Origin of the sequence: Colwellia sp. BRX8-9 (assembly GCF_014077245.1) — a bacterium.
Taxonomy (GTDB): Bacteria; Pseudomonadota; Gammaproteobacteria; order Enterobacterales; family Alteromonadaceae; genus Colwellia_A.
This window is the reverse complement of the sequence record NZ_JACGVN010000002.1, coordinates 57,805-81,089: the sequence shown is the minus strand read 5'-3', so window position 1 is coordinate 81,089 and position 23,285 is coordinate 57,805. Positions and strand designations below refer to the sequence as shown.

The window sequence follows — 23,285 nt, the reverse complement described above, 5'->3', positions numbered from 1 at the left end:
TTATTGGTCTTTTTGGTCTGAAGTTGATGAGTCATCACCCTCGCTTTTAACGACAGGCGGTAATAAGCTAGAGTCTTTAGACTGACTTTCTTTCATGTATTCATCGAATGAAGGAGGTAAGGTCAGTTGGTCATTCCATTCAGGTAACAATGGCATTTTTTCATCGCTCATTAATGACAAACCTTCTTCTTGCTTACGTATTTCAGTCGCACGAATATAGTTATACTTTTCTTTACTAATTTCATTCATCAACTTGCCATCACGAATAATCGTTGGGCGAATAAATACCATTAAATTACGTTTACGCGTTGAGGTTGTTGTTGATTTAAATAAGTGCCCAATAAAAGGTATGTCACCTAATAAAGGTACTTTTTGTTCACTTTCTTGAACGTCTTCATCAATCAAGCCACCCAGTACCACGGTTGCGCCAGAATCGGCCATCACTACCGTTTTAATTTCGCGTTTGTTGATAGAAATATCTACCCCTGTAGCACCACTCACCGAAGAGACTTCTTGCTCTATGGTTAACTGCACACCACTGCCTTCATTCACTTGTGGGGTAACGGTTAGTTTTATACCAACTTCTTGGCGTTCAACGGTTTGAAATGGATTACCGTTATTGCTACCGGCAGTAGAGCCAGTAAGAATAGGAATTTCTTGTCCAACTAAAAAGTGCGCTTCTTCATTATCGAGTGTAGTGATACTTGGCGTAGCAAGGATATTAGAATTAGTGTCATTACTCACCGCTTGTATGATTGCGCCCCAGCCATTTTTCATAATACCAAACATACCACCGCTTACAGAGCCAAGTAAGGTTGCGGCTAATGAATAGTCACCTTTAATATCATCTTGATCAGGGTTAACCGTTGTGGCACCACTTTCAGAAGTAACCGTAGAACCTTTAGTTCCTGGTGTTGATTGAGCTGCCTCAGCAGCCGCTGCTACAGCACTTATAGGCGCAGGACCGTTATTGAACTGGGTAAAACCACCATCTTCGCTGAACCATTGCACGCCTAAACTAATACCGTCACTTTCAAAAACTTCGACGATTATCGCTTCAACAAGCACTTGCGCACGACGAACATCTAATTTGCGGATGACTTCCTCAAGTGAACGTAGCATGTCTTGCTGAGCGGTAATAACCAAGGTATTGGTGTCTTCATGAGCGTCAATGCTGACATTACGTTTTTTACTGCTTTGTTTACTCGTTTGTGCGCCAGCGTTTTCGGCTTCAATTGATTTACTGACCCCTTCAAGTACTTTGACTAAGTCTTCAGCTTTTGAATATTTCAAATAATAAACACGGGTATTACCGTTGGTTTCTAATTCACTGTCTAAACGGGAAATTAACTTAGCGACACGCGAACGGGCTTGAGATTCGCCGCTAACAATTACACTATTGGTGCGCTCATCAGCAACTATTTTAGGGATAAGGAAGGTTGGCGTACCAGATTTTCCTTGATCAGATTTATGCATGGCTTCAACAATACGCACCATTTCTGCCGCCGATGCATATTGCAGTTTAATAATTTGTACATCTTGATCGCCAGCTTTGTCGACACGCTCAATAATATTGACTAAACGATTAACAACCGCAGCAGTGCCCGTTAGCATGATGACATTAGCGGGATCATAATTGACCACATTACCGCCACCGGCTTGATCTGAAAGTTGACGAAGTAAAGGGGTTAATTCACGTACTGTGACATTTTTAACTTCAACAACTCGAGTCACCATTTCATCACCCACACCAGGGTTTTCGTTACCAACAACCGGTATTGATGAAGTTTTAGCGTCTTTATTACGAATAACTTTTACAACATTATTATCCATTTCAACAGCAGAGAAACCATACACTTCAAGCACATTTAAGAACACTTGATAATATTGTTTTTCGGTAAGTTGATCTTGGGTACGTAATGTCACTTTACCTCGAACGTTAGGGTCAACGATCATGGTTTTTTTCAGGTTTTTACCGACTATATTGATGAATTCGTCAATTTCAGTACCTTTAAAGTTTGGCGAGTACTTAGCCGCATGTATATCAGCACTAAATAATAAAGTATTCATCATCACAACAGTTAAACCTGTTGCTAACAATCCTTTATACCAAGGGGCGCGAAGAGTCTTGCGCAAGGAAAAATTTTTCATAACTTAATTCTCAATTTTGGTCAGTAAAGGTATTAACCACCGATACTAAATAATATTTCGTTCAATTCACCATTACGATCGATTAATAGTGATACTTCTTTATCTTGTTTTAATGCAGCAAGTGCTTGTGCGGCTTCGCTTGGCACCGTTAAATCATAACCATTCATTTGAATCGCGATATCACCAGATTTCAGCCCTGAATTTTGAAAAAAATCTGCGTTTTTACCCGGCAACAATCTGTAACCTACTATTTTGCCACTTTTACGTTTTGGCGATATTTTTAAATAATCGGTAATTTTACTTGGGTCGGTATTAATTTCGTCTTTAAATGACTCTGCACTTTTACTCAACATCTTATTTGTTCTTTGATCAATGACATTAGGTGATGTTAGTCGACTATTTAATTCTCGAGTTTTAGCCGGAGATATTGCCGATTTATTTACCACGTTTTGTTGTATTTTTTCATTGTAATCAAATCCATCAAGCATCAATGTTTCAAGTTTTCCGGCATGCTTTAAAAGCACTCGATCACGAAAGACACTATCGAGCACGGCACGTGTTCCGGTAATGGTTTCACCAGGACTATAGGTGTCTTGCTTACCAGCGTTTTCAATGACCGCCGCAGACGTAGTTTTGTCATCACTTGCTACTGCCCCTGATAGCGTTAAACGTAACTGTGTTTGAGGTGCACTTTCCACTTCAACCGTTTCAATTGTATCTATACTGTCTGTATATAAGCCAAATAAGTTCAATGTTTTTAAATTTGTTAAACTGATATCAGCTTTTTCAGTGTTCTGTATTGCTACTTTTACGCTAACATTTGAAGATGCATGATATTGGCCACTTGGCGCAACAAGCCAAGTGATTTGTGCAAAAACATACGCGATGTAAGCTAACAAAAATACACTGATCACCTTAGCTATTTTTTGCTGAGGTAATTGTGAAGAGAAGTCGACTACACTAGAAAAATTTGAAGGTAATTGCATGGTTATCTTTATAGAAATTTAAATTAATTTTCATTATTATACCGTGATAGTACTTGAGCTAGACATTATCAACAAGGGTAAGATGATGATTAAAATATTTATTAACAATTTAGTGCTGTTATGTGCAAACTAATATTGCCAGTTCAGCGATACACTTAGTTAAAAGACTAGACATTATAAGCAATTATGATATTTTCGCCGCGACATATATTTATAGGAAGATGGTAAGTAGATGAAACATAATTCACCTCTCACTGAAAACACTTCAACCCGTCTCGATAAGTGGTTATGGGCTGCTCGTTTTTACAAAACACGTGCCATTGCCAAACAAATGATTGATGGTGGTAAAGTGTTCTATAATGGTCAACGAACAAAGTCGGGTAAAGTCGTTGCTTTAGGAGACAAAGTTGTCTTACGCCAGAGTTATGAAGAACGAGAAATTATTGTTGTGGCGCTGGCAGATAAACGTCGAGATGCGAGTTTTGCGCAAACTCTTTACCAAGAAACACCCAACAGTATTACCACTCGTGAAAAAAATGCCTTAGCACGTAAACAAGGCATTTTACTTAGCCCCGCTAGTGATACTAAACCCGATAAGAAACAACGTCGACAATTAATACAATTTAAAGAAAGGATCTAACTGTGACTGTTAAAACTGATGTTTTAAATCGCTACTTATTTGATGGTAAGCATGCTCGCGGAGAGCTTGTACAACTGACTAAAGCTTATCAAGAAATTATCGCTTTGCATGAATACCCTCCCGGCGTGCAAGCCTTGTTAGGTGAATTAGTTGCCGCCACTTGCTTGCTTACAGCTACTTTAAAGTTTGAGGGCGAAATTACCGTTCAATTACAGGGCGATGGCCCCATTAGCTATATGTCAGTTAATGGTGACGATAAACAAAATATGCGTGGCATAGCTCGTTTAGCTGAGCCAACTGCTGGTATAGGCTTAAAAGAACTAATAGGTAAAGGTACGATGGTTATTACTATACGTCCTGAAAAAGGCGAACCTTACCAAGGAGTTGTTGCACTAGATAAAGATAATTTAGCTGATTGTTTAGCACATTACTTTGAAGTTTCTGAACAAATACCCACAAAAATTTGGTTATTTAATAATGCTGATAATACTCAAGTTGCTGGTAGCTTAATACAACTGCTCCCTGATAGTGATAGCAAGGAAACTCAGCTTAGTGATTTCGAACACTTGTGCCAACTAACCAATACAATAAAAGCAGATGAGATTTTTTCACTAGACGCTGAAGACTTATTGTATCGTTTGTATCATCAAGAAGAGGTTCGTTTATTTGAACCTCAATCGGTTAATTATCAATGCAGTTGTTCTGAGGAAAAATGTTTAACGGCTATTTCTCAGGTTTCACCAAGCGAATTGATAAGCATTATAGAAGAGCAAGGTTGCGTATCGATGACTTGTGAATATTGTTTAACAACATATAAGTTTGATGAACCAAAACTTGCACACTTTATTCATGAGCCCAAGCACTAGTTTACCCTCAGACTTAACGTCTTAATTCTACCTGTTCGCCTTTTAGCGCTCTTCTGCTAATGGGCGACCCACTTTACCACTGTAATCTATTTCTATTTCTACCCGCTCAAACTGTTTTGCTGCTACAAGTGATTTATAATAACTTAAGAGATCGACACCCTCTTCTGGCGTTAATCGATAGGTACTTTTAGCTATTTTATTAATATTTGCGGTATTGTCATAGCTTGTTAGGCTGGCTAAGTTGTTAACGATAACCACAAAAGTGCCCTTTACCGTGCCCGTTTCTGACATTAATAAATTAACAACTTTAGCGCCATTAGTCAGCTTATCTGCTTGTAATTCAAATTTCTGTTCGTTGAGCATTAAGTATTTATTTTCTGAATTTGTCAGTTTTTTAAAAACGTTGTTATTTTTTAAACTTCCATTACGTTCACTTAAACCGCTACTAGTGGCCCGTGCAAGTGTTTCATTAGTTGTAGCAACTGATGTGTTTGGCTTTAAAGAAGCAGCTTCTTTATCGCTGGTTTTTTTTTCTAGTGGCTGTACGACTTCTCTTTTATCTGAACAAGCCATTAAAAAAGTTACACTAAGGGCGATGACACTAAGGTTACGCATATTTACTTCCTTTTTTATTTCCAGTCATAATTAAGTGATAAACGTTTAGTTATAAAAAAAGCTGATTGAATGACCAATCAGCTTTATTTTTACTTGTTGTTACTACTTACTTTTTACGGCGACGTAATAACGCTAAAGGTAATAGCAAGAAGGCTAATAAGCCAGTTGAACCACCGCTAGAATCTTTCCTAGCTGGAACCATACTAGGCATATCATTAACCACTACAGAGAAACTCTGTGTAGCATCGACAGTACCATCATTAACACTTGCTACAAATGTTAGTGTTTCACTACCAGATTCAATACTAGGAGAAGTGAAAGATATAGCTGCTGTGTTTGAGCCCGCTAATGTCACTGTTGGACCAGAGGTTTGTTCCCAGCTGTATGTTAATGCATCACCATTAGGATCTGTAGCTTCAACACTCATGCTAACAGAGATACCTTCTCTAACAATGCGCTCTACATCAGTAACGGCTGTTACAATCGGTGCACGGTTATCACAAGCAACACTATCACCTGCAACTACATCACTGAAAATCGAGCTATTTACATTGTCAAATTGAACACCATCAATCAACCAACCTAAGTTATTTGCTGTAAAGTCACTTACTGCGCGGAAACGGAATTTAACTTCATTACCATTAAGTGCTTCACCAAAAGATACGCCTTCATAACCAGCTGCGAAGTCAGTAAAGCTCAGACGTTCAGATAATGCTGTGCCAGCTTCAGTGAAAATCGGATTCTCGTTGTAACCACCACCTAAGAAAGTACCACCCATCTCAGTAACATCAGCCCAGTCACCACCGTTAACACTTACTTCAACAACACCGCCATCCCAATTAGCTTCGAAGTCATAGTAATGGAACCAGTTAATAACAAAATCACCATCGAAACCAACGCTAAATGCTCTTGTTTCATAAGCGACATCTGATTCAAAACCATTATTATTGATAAATAAATACTGTTGTCCTAGAACGCCACCAAGAGCACCGGCAAATCTTGTATCTAAATATCCAGTACCGGCAGCAGCTTCACCACCACCTATAACATTTTCCATAAAGTCGTGCTGTGATGATAATGTTTCCATATCATCAAAAGTAGAAGAACCTACTGGTGCGCGATCTTTAAAGTCATAATTAACCTTTGTAGTAAACGAATAATCGTTAACAACATCGGCAGTAAGTCCAGGGAAAGTAACTTTGAATTCAACGTCTTCTGCCATACTTGCATCATTCAACGTAAATTCAATAGGTGAACTTGTTGCTGAACCAGTTACACCAAGACTATCAAAAGTTACCACACCTTCATTTGCAAATGTTACATCTTGATCACCTACGACTTCAATTTGTGCGGTAATATTTTCATAAGTCTCACTACCACGGTTTTGAATAGTAAAGCTAACTGTTGCAGTTTCACCTTTATCAAGCACGCTATCTTTAGAACAGTAACCTGAAGTAAGTCCTTCATAGTTAGTATTTAACATATGAGAATTTGCAGAGAATGAACTTAATGTTGTTGCATAAGACTCTACTGCGCCTGCATGGTCAGTAGCGAATCGGCTTGGCGACTTAGCTCCTAATCCCATACCACGTTTTGCAAATGCTGCAAGCATAAGGTTGTAATCTTCTACGTCGTTTGCATATGCTGCTGACAATATAGCATCTCGACCTTCAGTGAATGTAGGCGCCATTGGCATCATCTTATAACCAGCTACTACATAATCTTTAATTAGGTTCTTAGCTTCATCAAAAGTATGACGCTCGTCATTAACCATGCTAATAAAAGATTCCCAAATCATATTAGAAAATATAGAACCTGGAGAATGCACTAGATCAGGGTAAAGGGCTATATCGCCAAATGTAGATGGATTAATTGTTGTGTCTGTTGAGTAAGGGTACGGGCGGATACCATCCACAAAGCTAGAAACATACGTTATAGCAGCGTAACCGCCATCGTATTCTTCATTGCCTAAAACTAGGTTATCACTTGCGTCTGTTGTAAGCATCAATGCATGAAAATCACCAAAACCTTCACCCATAGAGCGTGCTTGTTGGCTACTTAATCCTGAACTATTACCCACTAAACGGTTACTGATATAGTGACCCCATTCGTGAGCAACAATTGCGTTATCCCATGTACTATCTTTGAATACGCGCGACAGGTCATTTCTGAACATATCAACAGATACTTTTTCATCAGCATCTAGTAATGCGTAGATTGCAGTACCATCATTTTGTGAAATCATAAAGCTTGGGATGGTAATACTTGGATCATTGCCACCCATACCGCCTACATCATCACCATCTTTGTTATTTGCTATAAGCACAGCAATTGCGCCTGCATCTTGAGCATTTAAAACTTTGTCTACAAAGGCACAAGCACCACGATCTATTACAGCAATTTTACCGGTAAGGTCAGCACCATTAACAGCCGCTTCACAACCGTCATTAATTGGAGCAGTTGCATCTTCTAGACGAACCAAATCACCTGATAAATCAAAAGTTTCTGGACCAAATCCAGCAAAACCGAGATTAGCTAAAAGGCCTATATCACTATGCGTAGTTGCAGTAACACCATAGTCAGTGCCATTTACCGCTTGTGTTGTTTCCCAAAGATACATCTGCATGCGTGGTGAACCACCATCTGCAGGTGTAGACATGTTTGCATTGTTAAAACCAGAGTGATCTTGAACCTCTACGTTTAATGCATCTCCTTCTTCACCACCTCGACCGTAGTTTAAAGTCTGAGCATTACCAGCAAGCTCATCAAAGCCATGGTCATAATAGTCATCATGTAAATAGTTATTTACATAGAATAAGTTAACAATCGCCGCTTTACGGTTTCCAACTGAATATTCTGCTTTAGAAACATCATATTTATAATCAAAGGTATTATTACTGGTCACTTCTGCCATGTAATCACCGTTGCTAAAACCTTGAGGTGCAATAGCATCGACATATGCGGTAACATTGTTACCCATGGTCATAGTTGCATCATCAGCTAACCAAGCATCACCAGTACTGATAGGTCCGTGACTCTTACTTATCAACGTTGCATCTAAGTATTCTTGTGTAAGAAACGCGCTACGATCGCTTCCTTCAGGAGCTGGCATAACTTCACCATGAGGGCTATCCCATGGCTTACCGTCAGCGTCGGCAAAAACGCGATAATTAAAATCAGCTGCATGGCTAGTTAAGTTATTCTTAAATAAAACCTCACCTGTTTTAGCTGCAACAACATAGCCATAATACTCTGATTCGCGACTGTCTATTTCGCCTGTTTCTACTTCAACGTAGTGAGCAGCAACAATTTTATTTTTATGTTCAAAAAATACTTTTTTAGCGCGTGGCTCACCAATTATTATTTTTTGAGAAGAAGTATTAGCGACAGAAAATCTTTCATACTTATCAGTTGATTTTTTGTTTGTTAATTTAATCGTAGCACTGTCGCCACCCATCGCCAAAAACACTGTTTTAACAGAACTAGCGGCATCAGCAAAAGCAGAGTCGACACTTTTTAACAATAGATTTGATGATTTAACAGCCTTGTCACTTGCTAAGTAACCCGATGAAGCGACTAAATTGAATTCGCGATCCATCATGATATTATATTCACGATTAAAAACTTCAATACCTGCAATTTCTTGCTTATATTTAGCGATTTTTGCGCCACGACCAATATCATGGATATTCGCTAATATAGGCATAGCTAGGCTTGGCTTTGACTCAGATAAACCAGTAAGTTGCTTCAAATAAAAATCTGCAGCAAAAGCATTCTGATGCTCTGCAGAAACTGCCATCATATTTGGAATAGAATTTTTTGCACTTGCCCACTGAAAAGTATTTGTACCTAATTGAGCATCAAACTGATTACTCATACCACTGATAGTAGCTACTTGGTTTGACACAACTGGAGCCGGTGCATTTAAAAAAGCACCTGTATCTGAAGCTATAGCTCCCATAGAAGCAGAAGCGATTGCAGCACCTACGAATGTTGCTATGATTGATTTATTAAAGTTCATACGATTCCCTAAGTATATTTTTATTATTAACCCATAAATTGGGTACTGAAGCATTTTATTATTAACCCACAACGTGGGCTCTACGTTAATTTATTACATTTATGTAACAATAAAGCAATCATTTAGCTTAAAAAACACAAACAAAAAGTAAAGCATACGTTACGTTAAAGTAATAAACGCTTATAAGGCAATCACTTGTTACAAAAACGTTAACCTAGTGCTTGATAATGAATAATAACGGATAAATACATATATTTATAATATCTCTAGCAAGTAACTGATTGGATAGTAGAAACTTATTTATACTAAATTTACCATAACGTCACTAAGCGGATTTAACAGATGAGTGGCATAAACTCTTTTTTTCGTAACAAAAAAGGCGCTAATTTTATAATTAGCGCCTTTACCTGTTAAAAAATTCAGCTTTGTGAAACAGATCCAATTAAAACCTTAAAAGTGGACAACAACACCTGCAAAAGCACCTTTAAATTCAATGTTTGTATACAAATCATCTAAATCTTCAAGTTCAAATTTAACCGCTTTATAGCCAAGTGTTAAATTTACATCAACCGCTAAGTTATCAATAAGCTCGTAGCTCAAACCGACTTGGTAGTCGTATATAGTATGATCGTCAATCGATAATAAATTACCATTGGCAAAAAGATTAAAACTCGTGCCGGGTAAGCCGACAATCGTTGAAACATAAAGCATAGGTACGATTTCTGTAACAGCTAATGTTCCTTCAACTGATGTACCACCAATTGCTGATGCAACCGTTATATCGCCATCAAAATCACGACCGGTTAAACCAATATCAAAAGAGAAAAGACCGTTATCAAAAATTTCATAATATAACGTATAGTCAATATAACTAACATCGAAGGTGCTACCGACAGCGGTGCCAGCGTCGAATGTTTTACCAGAAAAGTCAAAATCCTGCGACAAAACTGTTGCGCCATCAGTATCTAACGTTGTTGAGGCTATCATTAGATTGGGGATTAAAGGGATCGGATGTTCTAGAGCGATATAAAATGAACCTTGCTCTTTATCTTCTAAATTAAAATCAACTAAGCCAGTTTGTTCACCAAAAGTACCTGTTGCTTCATTACTCCATATTGAGCCACCAATATAAAGTCCGGCAATAGTATCAGCCATTGCTGATGTTGAAAGTAACCCGGTAACAAGTACTGCTAATGCTGTTTTTTTCATGTTGAACCCTTTATTATCCTTGACTTAATAAGTCATTTAAATCGATTAGTGCTGCGTTAGCACGAGAAATATAATTTGCCATTACTAAAGAATGATTAGCTAATAAACCAAAGCCATCACCATTAAGGATCATTGGACTCCATATAGATTCTTGGCTTGCTTCTAATTCTCGAATAATTTGCTGTACGCTTACTTTAGCATTTTTCTTCTCTAATACATCATTAAAATCAATTTCTACGGCGCGTAAAAAGTGAAGTAACGCCCAGCACGCACCACGTGCTTCATAAAATTCATTATCAATTTTCCACCAGCTGGTTTTTAAGACAACGCTTGACTGTGCAGACGTTGATTGCTGCGCAACGCTATCGCCAGCTAAGTCGGTATTTAACTGTTCACGGCCAACACTTGCACTTAATCGTTGAGAGTAGCTGCCTAAACGTTTATTCACTTCTTGGATCCAGTCACGTAAATTATCTGAGCGAGCATAAAATTGCGCTGTTTGACTGTTAACATCACCTAACGCTTTGCGATAGGCATACAATTCGTTAATTGCTTTATTGTATTCACTTTCTGCACTTGGCATCGCCCAACTTTTGTGATCGATATTGTATTGAGGCTGAGCAACTTTTAAGTGCTTATTTTCTACCGATTGTGACTGAGAGCGGCTAAATTCCTGACGCATAACAAGCGCCATATCACGCGACATTTCAAGCGCACCAAGCTCCCAAGCTGGGATATTGTCTAAAAATACTGAGGGTGGCAAAGCATCATTTGACAGATAACCGCCAGGTTTATTTAATAATGTCTCGGTTACTCTAATAAGTGCCGTTGTTGTGGTGTAACCGACAACAGGTTTTATACCAGCTGCCGTTGCATCTTTCGTTGCTTCAGCTCTAATATCAAGCTGTTCAGGTTCAAAGCTCCAATAAACGCCGAGAAAATAGCCTGAGAGGATGATAGCAAAAAAAATGGTGACAAAAGTTTTGCCTGAAAAATTAGTCGTCATGTTGAGCTCCTAATGGTGTTGTTTTTTAGCTGGGTTTTCTTGTTTAATACTTCGCACCGGAATGGTTACGACAAGATCCTTTTGCTGCTTAAAGTGCAATGTTAATGAAAGTTCCTCTTCAGGTAACAAGGCTTTTTTAACGTTAAATATCATTAAGTGATAGCCCATAGGCTGCAATACCACTTTATTATTCCCTTCGATTGTCAATTGTTCAACTTGACGCATCTTCATCATACCATCACTCATGGTGTGTTGATGAATTTCAATTCTATCGGAAAACAAGCCACTGACTCCTGTTAAAATTAGCGCCTCATCATTTTTATTTTCAATCGACATATAAGCTGAAGTTATACTGGTTCCAGGTATGCTAGCTCTCACATAAGGCCCGTCAATAATAATATTACTATCGTGTTCAACAGCAAAAACATCGCTATTGATACTGAGTAACGTAAAAGATAATACAATGGCTATAAAACATATTTTATTCATTTCTCGCTATACTTCCTTTTTTAGACAGATTATTTTTATTGCCTTAACATTGTAACTAAGCTGGAGCAAAATGGATAACTTAATTATTAGCCAAGAAAACAATCATGTTTTCACCGTGACTCTTAACCGTAAACATAAAAAAAATGCACTTAATCAAAGTATGTATATCGACTTATGTGCTGCTCTAAAATATGCGAGCGAAAATTCAACTATCCACTGTGTGCTTATTCAAGGCGATGAAAACTGTTTTTGTGCAGGTAATGATTTGGATGACTTTTTACAATGCTCACAAGATGATGAATTAGTAGCATTAGATTTTGTACAAGCACTGACAATATTTGATAAACCTCTTATTGCCGCAGTTGCTGGCCCGGCAATAGGTATTGGCACTACCTTGTTGTTACATTGCGACATGGTCATAGCGGCAAACAATAGTAAATTTAAATTACCCTTTACTCAGTTAGGTCTATCACCTGAAGCTGGCTCTAGCCTGTTGTTACCCCTGCGTATTGGTCATAACAAAGCGTTTGAACTTTTAGTACTTGGCAAGCAATTTACTGCCGAACAAGCACTAGATTACGGTCTTATTAATCAAATATGCATACCGGAAGATTTACTAAAAATAGCTAGCGATATTGCTAATACTATTGCTAAATTACCTCATGATTCTGTAATGACCAGTAGAAAATTGATGAAACAACATGCTCAATTGACTATACAACAGGTCATTGATAACGAAGCTAAAGAATTTAAACGTTTAGTAAAAACGCAGCAATGTAAAAATATTTTAGCGCAATTTTTTTAAAAAAATAAATCTTAAAGATGAAATAGTCAGCCAAAATTTGCGGGGGTTTCATCTTTAGGCGATTTGTTTTTTGTCCCCTGCCATTAACCAAATAACAACAGCAATAAAAATAACGGGCCAAAATATACCAATCATCACAAAGGCCGCCGCACCAAAAATCATCATACCGATAAAAATTAATGAACCAAACACACTCATAACAATTGCAAATGCCACCATGACAAGAATAACCATAATAATTGCTGAAACACTAATCGCTTTTAAAGGATCAATGAGTTCATCACCAACATGAAGGTCGACATTAAACATTTCTATAAAACTTATTCCTAATGCATAGGTTAAAAATAAGGTTGCAAAAATTGCTAATGTTAATGATTTAAAAAATGACATAATTACTCCTGCTTACTTAGTTTTACGCACAGCTATCGGTAAATATTATTTACTCGCTATCGCTTTAAGTTAATACTGCCCATTAATGCTTGGTGGGTAATAGTATCGCCGCGACCACATAAGCAACACCGCTAGCTAACGGAAATATAAGCAAAGCACCAATAGCGGCAATACGAACAGCTATTCTTGGTAAGTCATAATATTTTGCGATGCCCGCACAAACGCCTGATAATTTTTTATGGGCAACATCTTTTGTTAAAGTTTTTTTCACTGAATACTCACGTTGATAGCTCATCATTTATTCCTTAATTCTAACCGCTGTTTTGTAAAAAAAGTTAATAGTCCTGCGCCAACAAAAAAAGTTAATACGGGAGCAAGACACATGATCATTATGAAATAGCCACTATGATGTATCATGTAATGCCCCCTAGTTTTTTGTCGCTTAGCCATTAACAACTTGCTTTTTTAAATCGGCTAATTCTTGTTCAATAGATTCATCTGTTTCTAAATCACGAAACTGGCTGGCGAGATCTTTATTCTCGGTAAAGTCATAAGACTCTAATTCAGCTTCTACTCGGTCAATTTTTTGTTGGTAGCGTTCAAATTTATTAATCGCTTCATCTATGTTGTAGACAATCGCTCTTTCACGCACTTTTAAACGTACTTCAACTGACTCTTGGCGTAATGCAAAAGCGTCTTGCTTACGTTTAGCTTCTTGAAGTTTTTCTTGTAAACGTTGACCGTCTTCTTGTACTGCACTCAAAAAAATCTCTAGCTGCGCTAAGTCATCATGGAATTCACTGACTTGTACTGAACATTTTTGCTTTTCATGTAGCGCAGACTTCGCAAGATCATCACGCCCTTTATTAATGGCTAATGCGGCTTTTTCTTGCCAATTATTAATACTAGCTTCTAGTGATGCTATTTTACGCATTAAGGTTTTCTTTTCTGCTATATTTTTTGCTGCAGTAGAGCGTACTTCAACCAAGGTTTCTTCCATTTCCTGAATGATCAATTTAACCATTTTCTCAGGATCTTCAGCTTTATCTAACATATTGTTTAAGTTAGCGTTAATAATATCGGTAAAACGTGAAAACATGCCCATAATCCATTCTCCTGCGCAAATGCGCTGCTATTAGTATTTTAATTTAATGACTCATTAAGTATTAACCAAAATGTTAATGCTTAACTTGCTACTGTGTTTTCTATTACAAGTGACATGCCAACTCAGCAAAACAAATTAAACTACTGTTTATTAAGGGATTTTATAAAGACATCGATTACAGAAAGAAAGGGGACATAATATGTCAGACGAAAATATAGTCAAATTCACAAATTAATTAGTTAATTTGACTATACACATAACATGGTGGGATTTTATTAAAATGAGCGTTGAATTATTGAGTAACCACTACCGGAAAATAATCACCTGCGCCCCACTCACTCCATGAGCCGTCATAAACTTTTACGTGCTTATAACCGCACATTTCGGCGGTTAACGCTAAAACACAGGCGGTTACCCCAGAGCCACAGCTCATCACCATTGGTTTATTTTCGCTATTAATAGCGTTAAATTTTTCTTTTAAAATATTTTTGGCGAGCAAGCAGCCATCATGCGATAAATCACTAAAGGGTAAATTCACAGAAGAGGGAATATGACCGCTACGAATACCTTCGCGTGGCTCAGCAACTTTGCCCTCAAAGCGTTCTTTAGCCCTAGCATCAACAATAAGGCGTTCTTGAGAGTTAAGGTTACGTTCTATATTTTGGCTGCTATAAAAGTATTTTTTACAAAATGTAGCGATAAAGTTACCACTGCTAGTAACGGAAGATGTCGCTGATGAAACACGATACCCTGATGCCAACCAAGCGGGTAATCCGCCATCAAGTACAGCAACATTTTCATGTCCCATTGCTCTAAACATATACCAAGCACGCGCTGCAGAAAATAAGCCTTGGTCATCGTAAACAACAATTTGACTGTCTGTCATTACCCCTAACGCACGCGCTTGCTGCTGAAAATGTTCAGCACTTGGCATAGTGTGGGGAAGTGGATTTGATAAATCAGAAAAGTTTTTATTTAAATCGAATCGCTTGGCATAAGGCAACGTAAAGTCTGGCCATTGTTTTTCTGGCGAGCGCATATTACCAACGGGTGGGATACTCGCATCAAGCAGTATTATATTTGATAATGGTTTTGCAGAGTCTCCGGTTAAATGGAGTGTAGAAAAAAGCAAATCATGCAGCTGACGGCACGATATTATTTGCTGAAAAGTCGAAGGCATAGTTAGCGTCATTCATTTTTGAATAAGGCTTAAAAAATAACGAATAAATCGATAGTTGTACAGTCGAAAAAACAATATAAATTGGCAGGGTACAACAAATTCCCTGCGTTTAGCTTGCGGCTTGTTTTTCGGCTGATGATTGTTCACGGTTATTTTCTACTAGGCTTACCACTAAAGACGCTGCCAATAAAAATACAGCAGGTAACATCAATAACGTAAAAATTAGCTCTAAGCTCGGCATAATCAATTCCTTACTCATCCGCTGCTTTAGCGGTATTCTTTTGTTGAGTACCCTTTTTGTTACTAAGCTTAGCCACTAAAATTTGGGAGTATTTGTTGTTGGCTAAAGCTGACATCGTGATATCTGGCTGAACTTTATCTTTTACGTTACTCGTTAATTTTGTATTAAGTTGTTCAATGCCTGTTTTAACCATCAGATTAGCGATAGTTTTGATGTCTGTAGTGTTGTCTGCAAAACTGTTAAAAGATAATAAAGCGGTAGTTAATGTGGTGATCAATAACGTTTTCATGTTGTTCTCCAAGTTTTATAATAGTTAAGTCGTAATATCTATTACAAAGGTTGTGCCAGAGATCAAAAAAAAATTAAGTAATTGAATTTTATAGGATTAATTAATCTATACTTTTATCATAAAAATAAAGCTTACGACTAAATCAAAGAAAAGTGGTCAAAAAAGCCAATTATTAATAATTATAGCGATAACATTATCTTTATCGCTAAACGGCAAGATAAATAGTATTCCGATTTAGGGATACAATTTCCCAAAATCGGTACACAAAACAGAAAATTACTCGCCTGCAGGAAGGGTCACTTGTGCGAACGCATCAAAAAGAACTTGGCTGGTAACTTCATTACCACTGCATTGCTCACTTAAATAACGACGAAACTGCCTAGCACCCGCTAAACCATTGCAGAGTCCAAGCATATGGCGAACAACATGCCAAGCACGCCCGCCGTTAGCAATATGAATATCAATATAGCGCGCCATCTCTGCAACGATTTGCTCACGAGAAAGAATATCCGTATTTGTTTGATAAATCGCGTTGTCTGCTTCAACTAACATATAAGGGTTTTGATAAATTTCACGGCCTATCATCACACCATCAATATGAGCTAAATGCTCATTCGCCTCATCATAGCTTTTAATACCGCCATTAATTGAAATTTGTAACTGTGGAAAGTCTTTTTTGATTTGATAAACACGACCATAATCAAGCGGGGGAACTTCCCTATTTTGCTTAGGGCTTAAACCGCTTAACCAAGCTTTACGTGCGTGAATAATAAAATGTTTACAGTCAGCTTGAGAGACCACATCAACAAAATTATGTAAAAACTCATAACTGTCATGGTCATCAATACCGATACGCGATTTAACGGTAACCGGAATATTGGCTGCCGCTTGCATCTCATTGACACAGTCAGCGACCAAAGAAGGTTCAGCCATTAAACAAGCACCAAAGCGACCATTTTGCACACGATCAGATGGACAGCCAACATTAATGTTAATTTCATCATAACCATACTGTTTAGCCATTTTCGCACACTCTGTCATGGCTTTAACATCACTTCCCCCCAGTTGCAGTACAACAGGATGCTCTTCTTTGTTAAAGGATAAATAATCACCTTTACCAAATATAATTGCGCCAGTAGTCACCATTTCGGTGTATAGCACGGTGTGCTTTGACATAACACGATAGAAGTAACGGCAATGGCGATCAGTCCAATCGAGCATGGGTGCAACGGAAAGTTTATGTGAAATCATAAAGTTATAAAAAACCTTTAAGCTTAAAGCGAATGTAGCTGTTGGAAACAACAACAGAAAATTTCGCTGATTATAAAGGCTTTAGCGATGTTAAACAAAAGAAATAATGCCAAGTGACTGCACTGAAAGCCTCGATAGCTTTCAGCTATTTTTATGGTATAAAGATGAGTAAATTTTAAATAACATCACTTAATAATTTGGCGAATTAACGCCTAGTCAATTTGAACCTAAATCGGGGCTAAGTTATAGCAAGTATCTTGTATAAATAGCCGAATAGATTGACAAGAAAAAGTTAATCTAGGTCGTCAGGATCTGACTCAAGTTCTTCGTCTGTTTCAACTTTAGTTCGACCAAATAAGGTGTGGAATTGCTTGGGTGTTAAAATTATGTTTTGATATTTTAACCAAGCCTTCTCGATGGTATTGCTTACAGCAGCATTACCACGACAAACTTCAACAAAATGTTGCTCTTCTTCGGTAACAGGCAGACGACTTCCTAAAGAAAGTGCCATTAATGCAACGCCATATTTTTCTAATGCCTCGGCCTCGGCCAAGTTAAAGTCACCGGAACGCTTTATGCCGCGCGGATAATTTCTATCATCGTAAAAATTTCTATTTACCTTAAAACTTTCTGCTGATATTGCTAAATTAGCCATTTTATAAACTCTACTAAAATATAAATACACTGATAATCGCATTTTTAACTCAATATCGATTAATTGGCAATTATTTTTTAACGTTAATTAGAATATTTTACTTAATGTATATTATTTACCATTATATACACTATTTTTGACTTTTTTTTAGGCTAAAAATACAAAACTAGCATGAGGTTATATTTTGTAAATCCAGTGTAGTCCTTGAATGACCGTCGTAGGAAAAGCGGTTTGATGATTGGCTTCTGGGATAATAACAATTTTTGCTTTTACATGAGTTTGCTGCCAATTAAGTATTTTTTCATAAAAATCTTCAGCATCTTTGACCATGTCATGGCTGCTGTCTAATGCTTTTGATTCACGTTCGCCAATAGCAATAAAAATATTAGCATTAATGGTTAACTGCCGCTTTCGATGCGCCTCTTCTAATGTAAAAACAACCTTATTATCAAACCAATAAGAAGGACTACCCAGTATGTAATGATTAAATAATGTCGGTTTAGTTAATAATATATATGTACCAAATAATCCGCCAAGTGAGTTACCGACAAAGGTTCTATCTTGTCGATCCGTTCGATAATTTTTATCGATATAATTGATAACACTAGCTTCGATAAACGCCATATGCTGTTGAGCACCACCTGTTGTTTGTTGCCAGGATTTATTTATTGACGGGGTATAGTCTCGCACTCTGCTAGCATCTCGCTTCGACCCTTTAGCATATGAAATGCCAACGATAATAGCTTCTTTCATTTTTTGTGCATTCATTGGATAACGGGTTGCCCCAGAAACAATCTGAAAAGTATACCAAGCATCGGTTAAGTAAATAACGGGATAAGTTTTATCATCATTTTTAGCATAAGATTTAGGTAACTTTATAAATAATGGGTAAACACGTTGACTGTCGGGATCTTTAATTTCAACGACTTTACTTCTTGGTATTTGAAAAGGCGTAGTGGTAAAAGCCATTGATAGCTGGCTGGTCAATATTAATAGCAGCGTTAAACTATATATTACTAGTTTCAAGTGAACTCTCTTTCTTTACTCAATGACAAGTCGTTATGTTTACATAACCATAACGAGTTATTTGTAAAACCTTAAGGATAAGTAAAGCAATACTCCTGCGAATAAATCACCGGTGTATTACTTTTAGTTTGCAATTGTTATTGGCATAATATTTATTTAAGTAACGGTTTCATAATCGCTAATTTACCATCAATTGGTGTGCTGATTTCCAGACCTAAAATGTCTGCTATTCTTATTGGCATAATATTTATTTAAGTAACGGTTTCATAATCGCTAATTTACCATTAATTGGTGTGGTGATTTCTAGGCCTAAAATGTCTGCTATTCTTATTGGCATAATATTTATTTAAGTAACGGCTTCATAATCGCTAATTTACCATCAATTGGGGTGGTGATTTCTAGGCCTAAAATGTCTGCAATTGTTATTGGCATAATATTTATTTAAGTAACGGTTTCATAATCGCTAATTTACCATTAATTGGTGTGGTGATTTCTAGGCCTAGAATGTCTGCTATTCTTATTGGCATAATATTTATTTAAGTAACGGCTTCATAATCGCTAATTTACCATCAATTGGGGTGGTGATTTCTAGGCCTAAAATGTCTGCAATTAATGGCATAATATTTATGTTTTCAGCTGTACCTAACTGATATGCTTTTTTAAATGCGGGCCCTTGTGCATAGAATATTCCGTCCATGTCTGTAGTGTCAAACTGACTCCAACCATGATTTCCTTTACTGGTTTTTCCGGTAAAACCTATCGACCAATCGTTATCGGTTAAACAAGCTATATCACCGATACGACTGGATTTTGAGGCGTTAAATTTTGCTGGAATATCTTGGTATTGATAACATTTATAATGTTTAGCTTGTTGATTTAATTGTGCAACAGTTTGAGCTAATGTGCGGGTAGACTTACCCTCATCGTATATAAGTGTAATAGGGTTGGTTGCCAAAACTTTATATTCATCATTTAACCAATTAGGTAAATATTCATAATTCTTAGCAGGATAATCAGCCATACCATGATCAGAGACAATAATAATATTTACTTCAAAATCTAACGTTCGTACTTTTTCAACCATTTCACGAATGGTGCTATCTACACGGTTAATAGCGGCAATAAGCTCAGGTGAATCTTGACCAAAACCATGCCCTGCACTGTCTATATCATGAAAATAAGTGGTTATTAATTGCGGCCGTTCGCTTGAAGGAAGCTGATACCAATTTAATACACCATCTATGCGTTCTTGATGTGAGGCGTTGTGATCATATTTTTTAAAATGAGACGGATAAATACCCGCAATAGCGGCTTCGGAGCTTGGCCAAAAATAGTTAGCGGTACGCATATTTTGTTCTTCCGCAATAATCCACAAGGGTTTACGTAAATAAAAGTCGGGATTGGTCACCGCTTCCGAGTCTCTTATGCTGTAGGTTTTATTTAAATCGCGAGCATAGAAACGGTTAGACACTATGCCATGATTCTCAGGGTATGACCCCGTAACAATACTCAAATGGTTAGGAAAGGTTTTTGTCGGGAAAGTAGGACGTAATGATGTTAAATGAGCAGACTCTTTAGCAAATTGAGACAAGAATGTAGGCTGATATTTATCAACATAATCCCACCTAAAACCATCCAGTGAAATTAACAACACATAAGGTTTAGGATTAGGATTGGATGCTATACCTAGTGAATTTTTTGATTCTGATGTGCATGCATTTAAGGCAAATAACATGCCTATTATAAATAATTTATTCACGGTAATTTCTCATCAATAATTAGTGTTTAAGGGCTTTCTAGCATTGTTTTTTTACTAACATAAAATCGTTATTGCTTTATCTTAAGACGAGTATTTATTGACTCAACGCGGGGCGTAAATAAGACAATCGCTTCAATTAAACATCAGCATAATAATTATATATTTTGTGCTGATGCCTTTTTATAATTGAGCGCTAAGTAAAATTAGTAGAGCTTTACTCGGTAAATACTATCCATTGATTGAAGGACTACAGATAATCTATCATCATTATCAACAAACCAATAGCTTGCCGCAGGAATCGACGGAAGTGCTATAAGCTCAACAAAAGTTGAGGCGTCATAAACCGCAAGATTAGTAACTATAATATTATGCGCTTCATTATGATATCGGATATGTTCATTTTTCTTAGGAAAATAAGTTTCTTCGCCCGTAAAGGTATGCAGTACTTCAGAAGTGTCATTTATCTTAATAACAGTGTTTCTAGCAAGCAGTGTTTCATTGACGCCATCAATGAAAATAGCCCGTTCTTGGTTACCAGAGTAATTGTAAGTATCGCGACTATCCGCCAGTGGAGTCGCAACAGCTTCAATCGCAAAAGGATCTAATGTTAATGAGAACAATTCATAACCACTGCTATCTGTATCCGACACATATAATAATTTATTGTCGTTTAATGGAAATTGAACAATGTTATTGACGTTAGCTAAAGCGGTGTTGGTAAGCGAAAAGTCTGTCGTTGACAAGTTAAATTGCTCAAGTGAATCATCATTTACAAATATAAGTTGATTAGCCGCGCACTTTTTAAGGCTATGAGCAGAGCCCGTTTGCTGATACGACTCAATAAGCCTTAGCGTTTGGTGGTCATATGAAAATATTTGGTAACTGTAATCGTCATAGTTTAGACCCGTTAAAAATATACGTTCTTGATCAGCCGAGAAACAAATATGGTCAAAAATAATATTGGTTTCATTAGAAGCCTTAATTAAGTGACCTGTTTCAAGATCAAAGACTTTTATTACGGTATTAAAATCATTTATTGCAATAAGATGGTTGAACACAGATGAGTATCGAACCTGCTCTACGGTATGATCTAATGTAACTGCCTCACCGACAATGCCAACGATTTGTTTAACTGAGTGTCCGCCTGAACTTTGTTCAACATATTTTTCACTGGTTTTCAGTTTATAGTTTCCGTCGTAATAAATATTATAAAAACCTTTAGATTCATTGGTATCGAAAGAAAGGGTAATGTTGTTTTCAGTCGCTAAAATAATAGGTCGGTAAAAAGAATTAGAGACCGAAAGAGTTGAAACTTGTATCGGAGTATTTGAATAACTACTATCAATGGATACTTTTTTATTAAATTTTATGATTACTTTTTCAACGGGATCATTTTCAATCGTCTCTTTAGTAATTGAAATAGCTTTAAACGGTGTTAACTCTTGGATAAAAGCTAGTGCTTGGGCATTATCATATAAATTAAATAAGGCGGATGAAGTCCATGCTACTGTTTCTGCTTCACCTATAAGTTCTTGGTTAAGGTGCAATTGCATATATTTATTTGTGATAAATGTTAGCAATATTTCTTCATTTTGAGCGTTGGTCAGTCTAAAGATTCCAGCAGGTGATTGTGATGCGTAACCTTTACCTGAATATGGCGAGGTAACGGTAGAGGTTAAAGTGGTCTCAAAGGCAAATAGTTCACTCGTTATTGTACTGGTAATATCGACTTGGTAATGCGGATATTTATTACTACCTGGCGCGTTAATATGTTGATTAATTGTCGTTTGCTTTAGAGAGTCAGTAACAACCATTAAATCATCAGTTTTAACTTTAAAGTCGATTGCTTTTATATCAAGTTTTCTGTTTTTACTTTGATAATTTAAAACGAGATCTCCGTCTAAATCTTCAGTACTTGCGCTCCACGTTTGGTTGCTTGTTAGCAAAAGCTCAAACATTAACTCTAATGAAAGTGAAGGCTCTTCTATCGTAGAAATAATAAAGCGCGTAGAGGAAAACTTTGCACTTAGGTCCTTAATAAGGAAACTATCCGAGTAAGGATTCTTGCTGTCATCAAGTTGAATATACTGCTGGGTAATATTCACTAAGGCAGTCACTGTTGTGGTTGAACTTTCTCTATCAATAATATCGGTTTGGTAACTACAGTTTGTAAAAACTAATTGGTAGCTATTTTCTGTATCGTCAATAATTTTTTCAACGGTACCTGTGCTATTACAGTCTCTAATTAAGATGTTTTCAGGTGCATGATGAAACCAAATAATTTCCTGTTCGATGATGTCTGCTGCATTAATACTCGCTTCGGTTAACACCGTACTCCAGATGGCAATATCACCGGCATTATCTTCTGTAAAAATCGCGTCGACAACAGGTGGGGTTGGAACAGTAGGCTGCGGTGTCGTTATTTTTTCTGAACGTTCACCACTGCCTCCACCACAAGAAGCTAAAAGAGCCATTGATATTAAGCTCACAAAAAGAGAAGCAGTATAATTCATTCAAAAACATCCATTTGTTATAATTTATCCTAAATAGGCGAGACATTTATACCTAAAGATCAATATATTTACAATTGAAACGTCTATT

At 37.0% G+C, this 23,285-nt stretch carries 21 protein-coding genes; 3 read left to right on the top strand and 18 right to left on the bottom strand.

Translation table 11 applies throughout. The annotated features are described in order from the left end of the window. Positions 1-2,073 carry a type II secretion system secretin GspD gene (gene gspD / locus H4J70_RS02040; protein WP_259367711.1) on the bottom strand — a complete coding sequence of 691 codons (2,073 nt, stop codon included), beginning with the start codon at positions 2,071-2,073 and terminating at the stop codon, positions 1-3. A 110-nt stretch (positions 2,074-2,183) separates the two neighbouring features. Then, entirely contained in the window at positions 2,184-3,137 is a 954-nt protein-coding gene (gene gspC / locus H4J70_RS02035) for a type II secretion system protein GspC (RefSeq protein WP_182214722.1), read from the bottom strand. Between the two features lie 232 nt (positions 3,138-3,369). Between gspC and hslR the strand changes: the two genes are divergently transcribed. Both hslR and hslO read left to right on the top strand, forming a co-directional pair. Continuing rightward, positions 3,370-3,777, top strand: a complete 408-nt coding sequence (gene hslR / locus H4J70_RS02030; RefSeq protein ID WP_182250558.1) for a ribosome-associated heat shock protein Hsp15 — start codon at positions 3,370-3,372, stop codon at positions 3,775-3,777. A 2-nt stretch (positions 3,778-3,779) separates the two neighbouring features. Then, positions 3,780-4,643, top strand: coding sequence for an Hsp33 family molecular chaperone HslO (gene hslO, locus H4J70_RS02025; RefSeq protein WP_182176457.1), 864 nt, complete (start codon positions 3,780-3,782; stop codon positions 4,641-4,643). 42 nt (positions 4,644-4,685) lie between these two features. Here the strand turns inward: hslO and H4J70_RS02020 are convergent, their stop codons facing one another. From H4J70_RS02020 to H4J70_RS02000, 5 genes are all read right to left on the bottom strand, one after another. After that, on the bottom strand, positions 4,686-5,258 hold the full coding sequence (locus H4J70_RS02020) for a hypothetical protein (RefSeq protein WP_182244749.1): 573 nt from the start codon (positions 5,256-5,258) through the stop codon (positions 4,686-4,688). Between the two features lie 106 nt (positions 5,259-5,364). Next, positions 5,365-9,279 carry a rhombosortase-dependent M36 family metallopeptidase gene (locus tag H4J70_RS02015; RefSeq protein ID WP_182244747.1) on the bottom strand — a complete coding sequence of 1,305 codons (3,915 nt, stop codon included), beginning with the start codon at positions 9,277-9,279 and terminating at the stop codon, positions 5,365-5,367. 450 nt (positions 9,280-9,729) lie between these two features. Then, positions 9,730-10,488, bottom strand: a complete 759-nt coding sequence (locus tag H4J70_RS02010; RefSeq protein WP_182221225.1) for a TIGR04219 family outer membrane beta-barrel protein — start codon at positions 10,486-10,488, stop codon at positions 9,730-9,732. Positions 10,489-10,501: 13 nt separating this feature from the next. Further along, positions 10,502-11,494: a DUF2333 family protein gene (locus H4J70_RS02005; protein ID WP_182214728.1), complete on the bottom strand. Its 993-nt coding sequence runs from the start codon at positions 11,492-11,494 to the stop codon at positions 10,502-10,504. A gap of 9 nt (positions 11,495-11,503) precedes the next feature. Then, positions 11,504-11,983, bottom strand: coding sequence for a copper chaperone PCu(A)C (locus tag H4J70_RS02000; RefSeq protein ID WP_182214730.1), 480 nt, complete (start codon positions 11,981-11,983; stop codon positions 11,504-11,506). 70 nt (positions 11,984-12,053) lie between these two features. Between H4J70_RS02000 and H4J70_RS01995 the strand changes: the two genes are divergently transcribed. Further along, entirely contained in the window at positions 12,054-12,788 is a 735-nt protein-coding gene (locus tag H4J70_RS01995; protein WP_182250557.1) for an enoyl-CoA hydratase/isomerase family protein, read from the top strand. A gap of 54 nt (positions 12,789-12,842) precedes the next feature. On the opposite strand, the gene H4J70_RS01990 is transcribed toward H4J70_RS01995, so the two are convergent. The 11 genes from H4J70_RS01990 to H4J70_RS01945 all read right to left on the bottom strand — a co-directional run bounded on the left by H4J70_RS01990 (position 12,843) and on the right by H4J70_RS01945 (position 23,197). Then, a complete protein-coding gene (locus H4J70_RS01990; protein WP_070374956.1) occupies positions 12,843-13,178 on the bottom strand; it encodes a hypothetical protein in 336 nt (111 codons plus the stop codon). 82 nt (positions 13,179-13,260) lie between these two features. Further along, positions 13,261-13,473 carry a PspC domain-containing protein gene (locus tag H4J70_RS01985; RefSeq protein WP_182176464.1) on the bottom strand — a complete coding sequence of 71 codons (213 nt, stop codon included), beginning with the start codon at positions 13,471-13,473 and terminating at the stop codon, positions 13,261-13,263. Positions 13,474-13,620: 147 nt separating this feature from the next. After that, positions 13,621-14,283 carry a phage shock protein PspA gene (pspA, locus tag H4J70_RS01980; protein ID WP_182214735.1) on the bottom strand — a complete coding sequence of 221 codons (663 nt, stop codon included), beginning with the start codon at positions 14,281-14,283 and terminating at the stop codon, positions 13,621-13,623. A 292-nt stretch (positions 14,284-14,575) separates the two neighbouring features. Continuing rightward, a complete protein-coding gene (locus H4J70_RS01975; protein WP_259367981.1) occupies positions 14,576-15,415 on the bottom strand; it encodes a sulfurtransferase in 840 nt (279 codons plus the stop codon). A 157-nt stretch (positions 15,416-15,572) separates the two neighbouring features. After that, positions 15,573-15,704 carry a hypothetical protein gene (locus tag H4J70_RS20535; protein WP_259364605.1) on the bottom strand — a complete coding sequence of 44 codons (132 nt, stop codon included), beginning with the start codon at positions 15,702-15,704 and terminating at the stop codon, positions 15,573-15,575. A gap of 10 nt (positions 15,705-15,714) precedes the next feature. Continuing rightward, positions 15,715-15,993 carry a hypothetical protein gene (locus tag H4J70_RS01970; protein ID WP_070374959.1) on the bottom strand — a complete coding sequence of 93 codons (279 nt, stop codon included), beginning with the start codon at positions 15,991-15,993 and terminating at the stop codon, positions 15,715-15,717. A 276-nt stretch (positions 15,994-16,269) separates the two neighbouring features. After that, a complete protein-coding gene (dusA, locus tag H4J70_RS01965; RefSeq protein ID WP_182250555.1) occupies positions 16,270-17,244 on the bottom strand; it encodes a tRNA dihydrouridine(20/20a) synthase DusA in 975 nt (324 codons plus the stop codon). A gap of 292 nt (positions 17,245-17,536) precedes the next feature. Beyond that, the gene (gene maoP / locus H4J70_RS01960; RefSeq protein ID WP_182214741.1) at positions 17,537-17,899 is read right to left on the bottom strand and encodes a DUF413 domain-containing protein; all 363 of its coding nucleotides are present in this window, start codon (positions 17,897-17,899) and stop codon (positions 17,537-17,539) included. Positions 17,900-18,076: 177 nt separating this feature from the next. Next, positions 18,077-18,925: an alpha/beta hydrolase gene (locus H4J70_RS01955; protein WP_259364604.1), complete on the bottom strand. Its 849-nt coding sequence runs from the start codon at positions 18,923-18,925 to the stop codon at positions 18,077-18,079. Positions 18,926-19,457: 532 nt separating this feature from the next. Then, the gene (locus tag H4J70_RS01950; protein WP_182250554.1) at positions 19,458-20,684 is read right to left on the bottom strand and encodes an ectonucleotide pyrophosphatase/phosphodiesterase; all 1,227 of its coding nucleotides are present in this window, start codon (positions 20,682-20,684) and stop codon (positions 19,458-19,460) included. A 203-nt stretch (positions 20,685-20,887) separates the two neighbouring features. Continuing rightward, the gene (locus H4J70_RS01945) at positions 20,888-23,197 is read right to left on the bottom strand and encodes a hypothetical protein (protein WP_182250553.1); all 2,310 of its coding nucleotides are present in this window, start codon (positions 23,195-23,197) and stop codon (positions 20,888-20,890) included. Positions 23,198-23,285: the final 88 nt, after the last annotated feature.

Bases quoted from the DNA above. Each gene is read 5' to 3' on its own strand.
- gspD (WP_259367711.1), bottom strand. From the start codon at position 2,073: ATGATGAATACTTTATTATTTAGTGCTGATATACATGCGGCTAAGTAC.
- gspC (WP_182214722.1), bottom strand. From the start codon at position 3,137: ATGCAATTACCTTCAAATTTTTCTAGTGTAGTCGACTTCTCTTCACAA.
- hslR (WP_182250558.1), top strand. From the start codon at position 3,370: ATGAAACATAATTCACCTCTCACTGAAAACACTTCAACCCGTCTCGAT.
- H4J70_RS02020 (WP_182244749.1), bottom strand. From the start codon at position 5,258: ATGCGTAACCTTAGTGTCATCGCCCTTAGTGTAACTTTTTTAATGGCT.
- H4J70_RS02015 (WP_182244747.1), bottom strand. From the start codon at position 9,279: ATGAACTTTAATAAATCAATCATAGCAACATTCGTAGGTGCTGCAATC.
- H4J70_RS02010 (WP_182221225.1), bottom strand. From the start codon at position 10,488: ATGAAAAAAACAGCATTAGCAGTACTTGTTACCGGGTTACTTTCAACA.
- H4J70_RS02005 (WP_182214728.1), bottom strand. From the start codon at position 11,494: ATGACGACTAATTTTTCAGGCAAAACTTTTGTCACCATTTTTTTTGCT.
- H4J70_RS02000 (WP_182214730.1), bottom strand. From the start codon at position 11,983: ATGAATAAAATATGTTTTATAGCCATTGTATTATCTTTTACGTTACTC.
- H4J70_RS01995 (WP_182250557.1), top strand. From the start codon at position 12,054: ATGGATAACTTAATTATTAGCCAAGAAAACAATCATGTTTTCACCGTG.
- H4J70_RS01990 (WP_070374956.1), bottom strand. From the start codon at position 13,178: ATGTCATTTTTTAAATCATTAACATTAGCAATTTTTGCAACCTTATTT.
- H4J70_RS01985 (WP_182176464.1), bottom strand. From the start codon at position 13,473: ATGAGCTATCAACGTGAGTATTCAGTGAAAAAAACTTTAACAAAAGAT.
- pspA (WP_182214735.1), bottom strand. From the start codon at position 14,283: ATGGGCATGTTTTCACGTTTTACCGATATTATTAACGCTAACTTAAAC.
- H4J70_RS20535 (WP_259364605.1), bottom strand. From the start codon at position 15,704: ATGCCGAGCTTAGAGCTAATTTTTACGTTATTGATGTTACCTGCTGTA.
- H4J70_RS01970 (WP_070374959.1), bottom strand. From the start codon at position 15,993: ATGAAAACGTTATTGATCACCACATTAACTACCGCTTTATTATCTTTT.
- dusA (WP_182250555.1), bottom strand. From the start codon at position 17,244: ATGATTTCACATAAACTTTCCGTTGCACCCATGCTCGATTGGACTGAT.
- maoP (WP_182214741.1), bottom strand. From the start codon at position 17,899: ATGGCTAATTTAGCAATATCAGCAGAAAGTTTTAAGGTAAATAGAAAT.
- H4J70_RS01945 (WP_182250553.1), bottom strand. From the start codon at position 23,197: ATGAATTATACTGCTTCTCTTTTTGTGAGCTTAATATCAATGGCTCTT.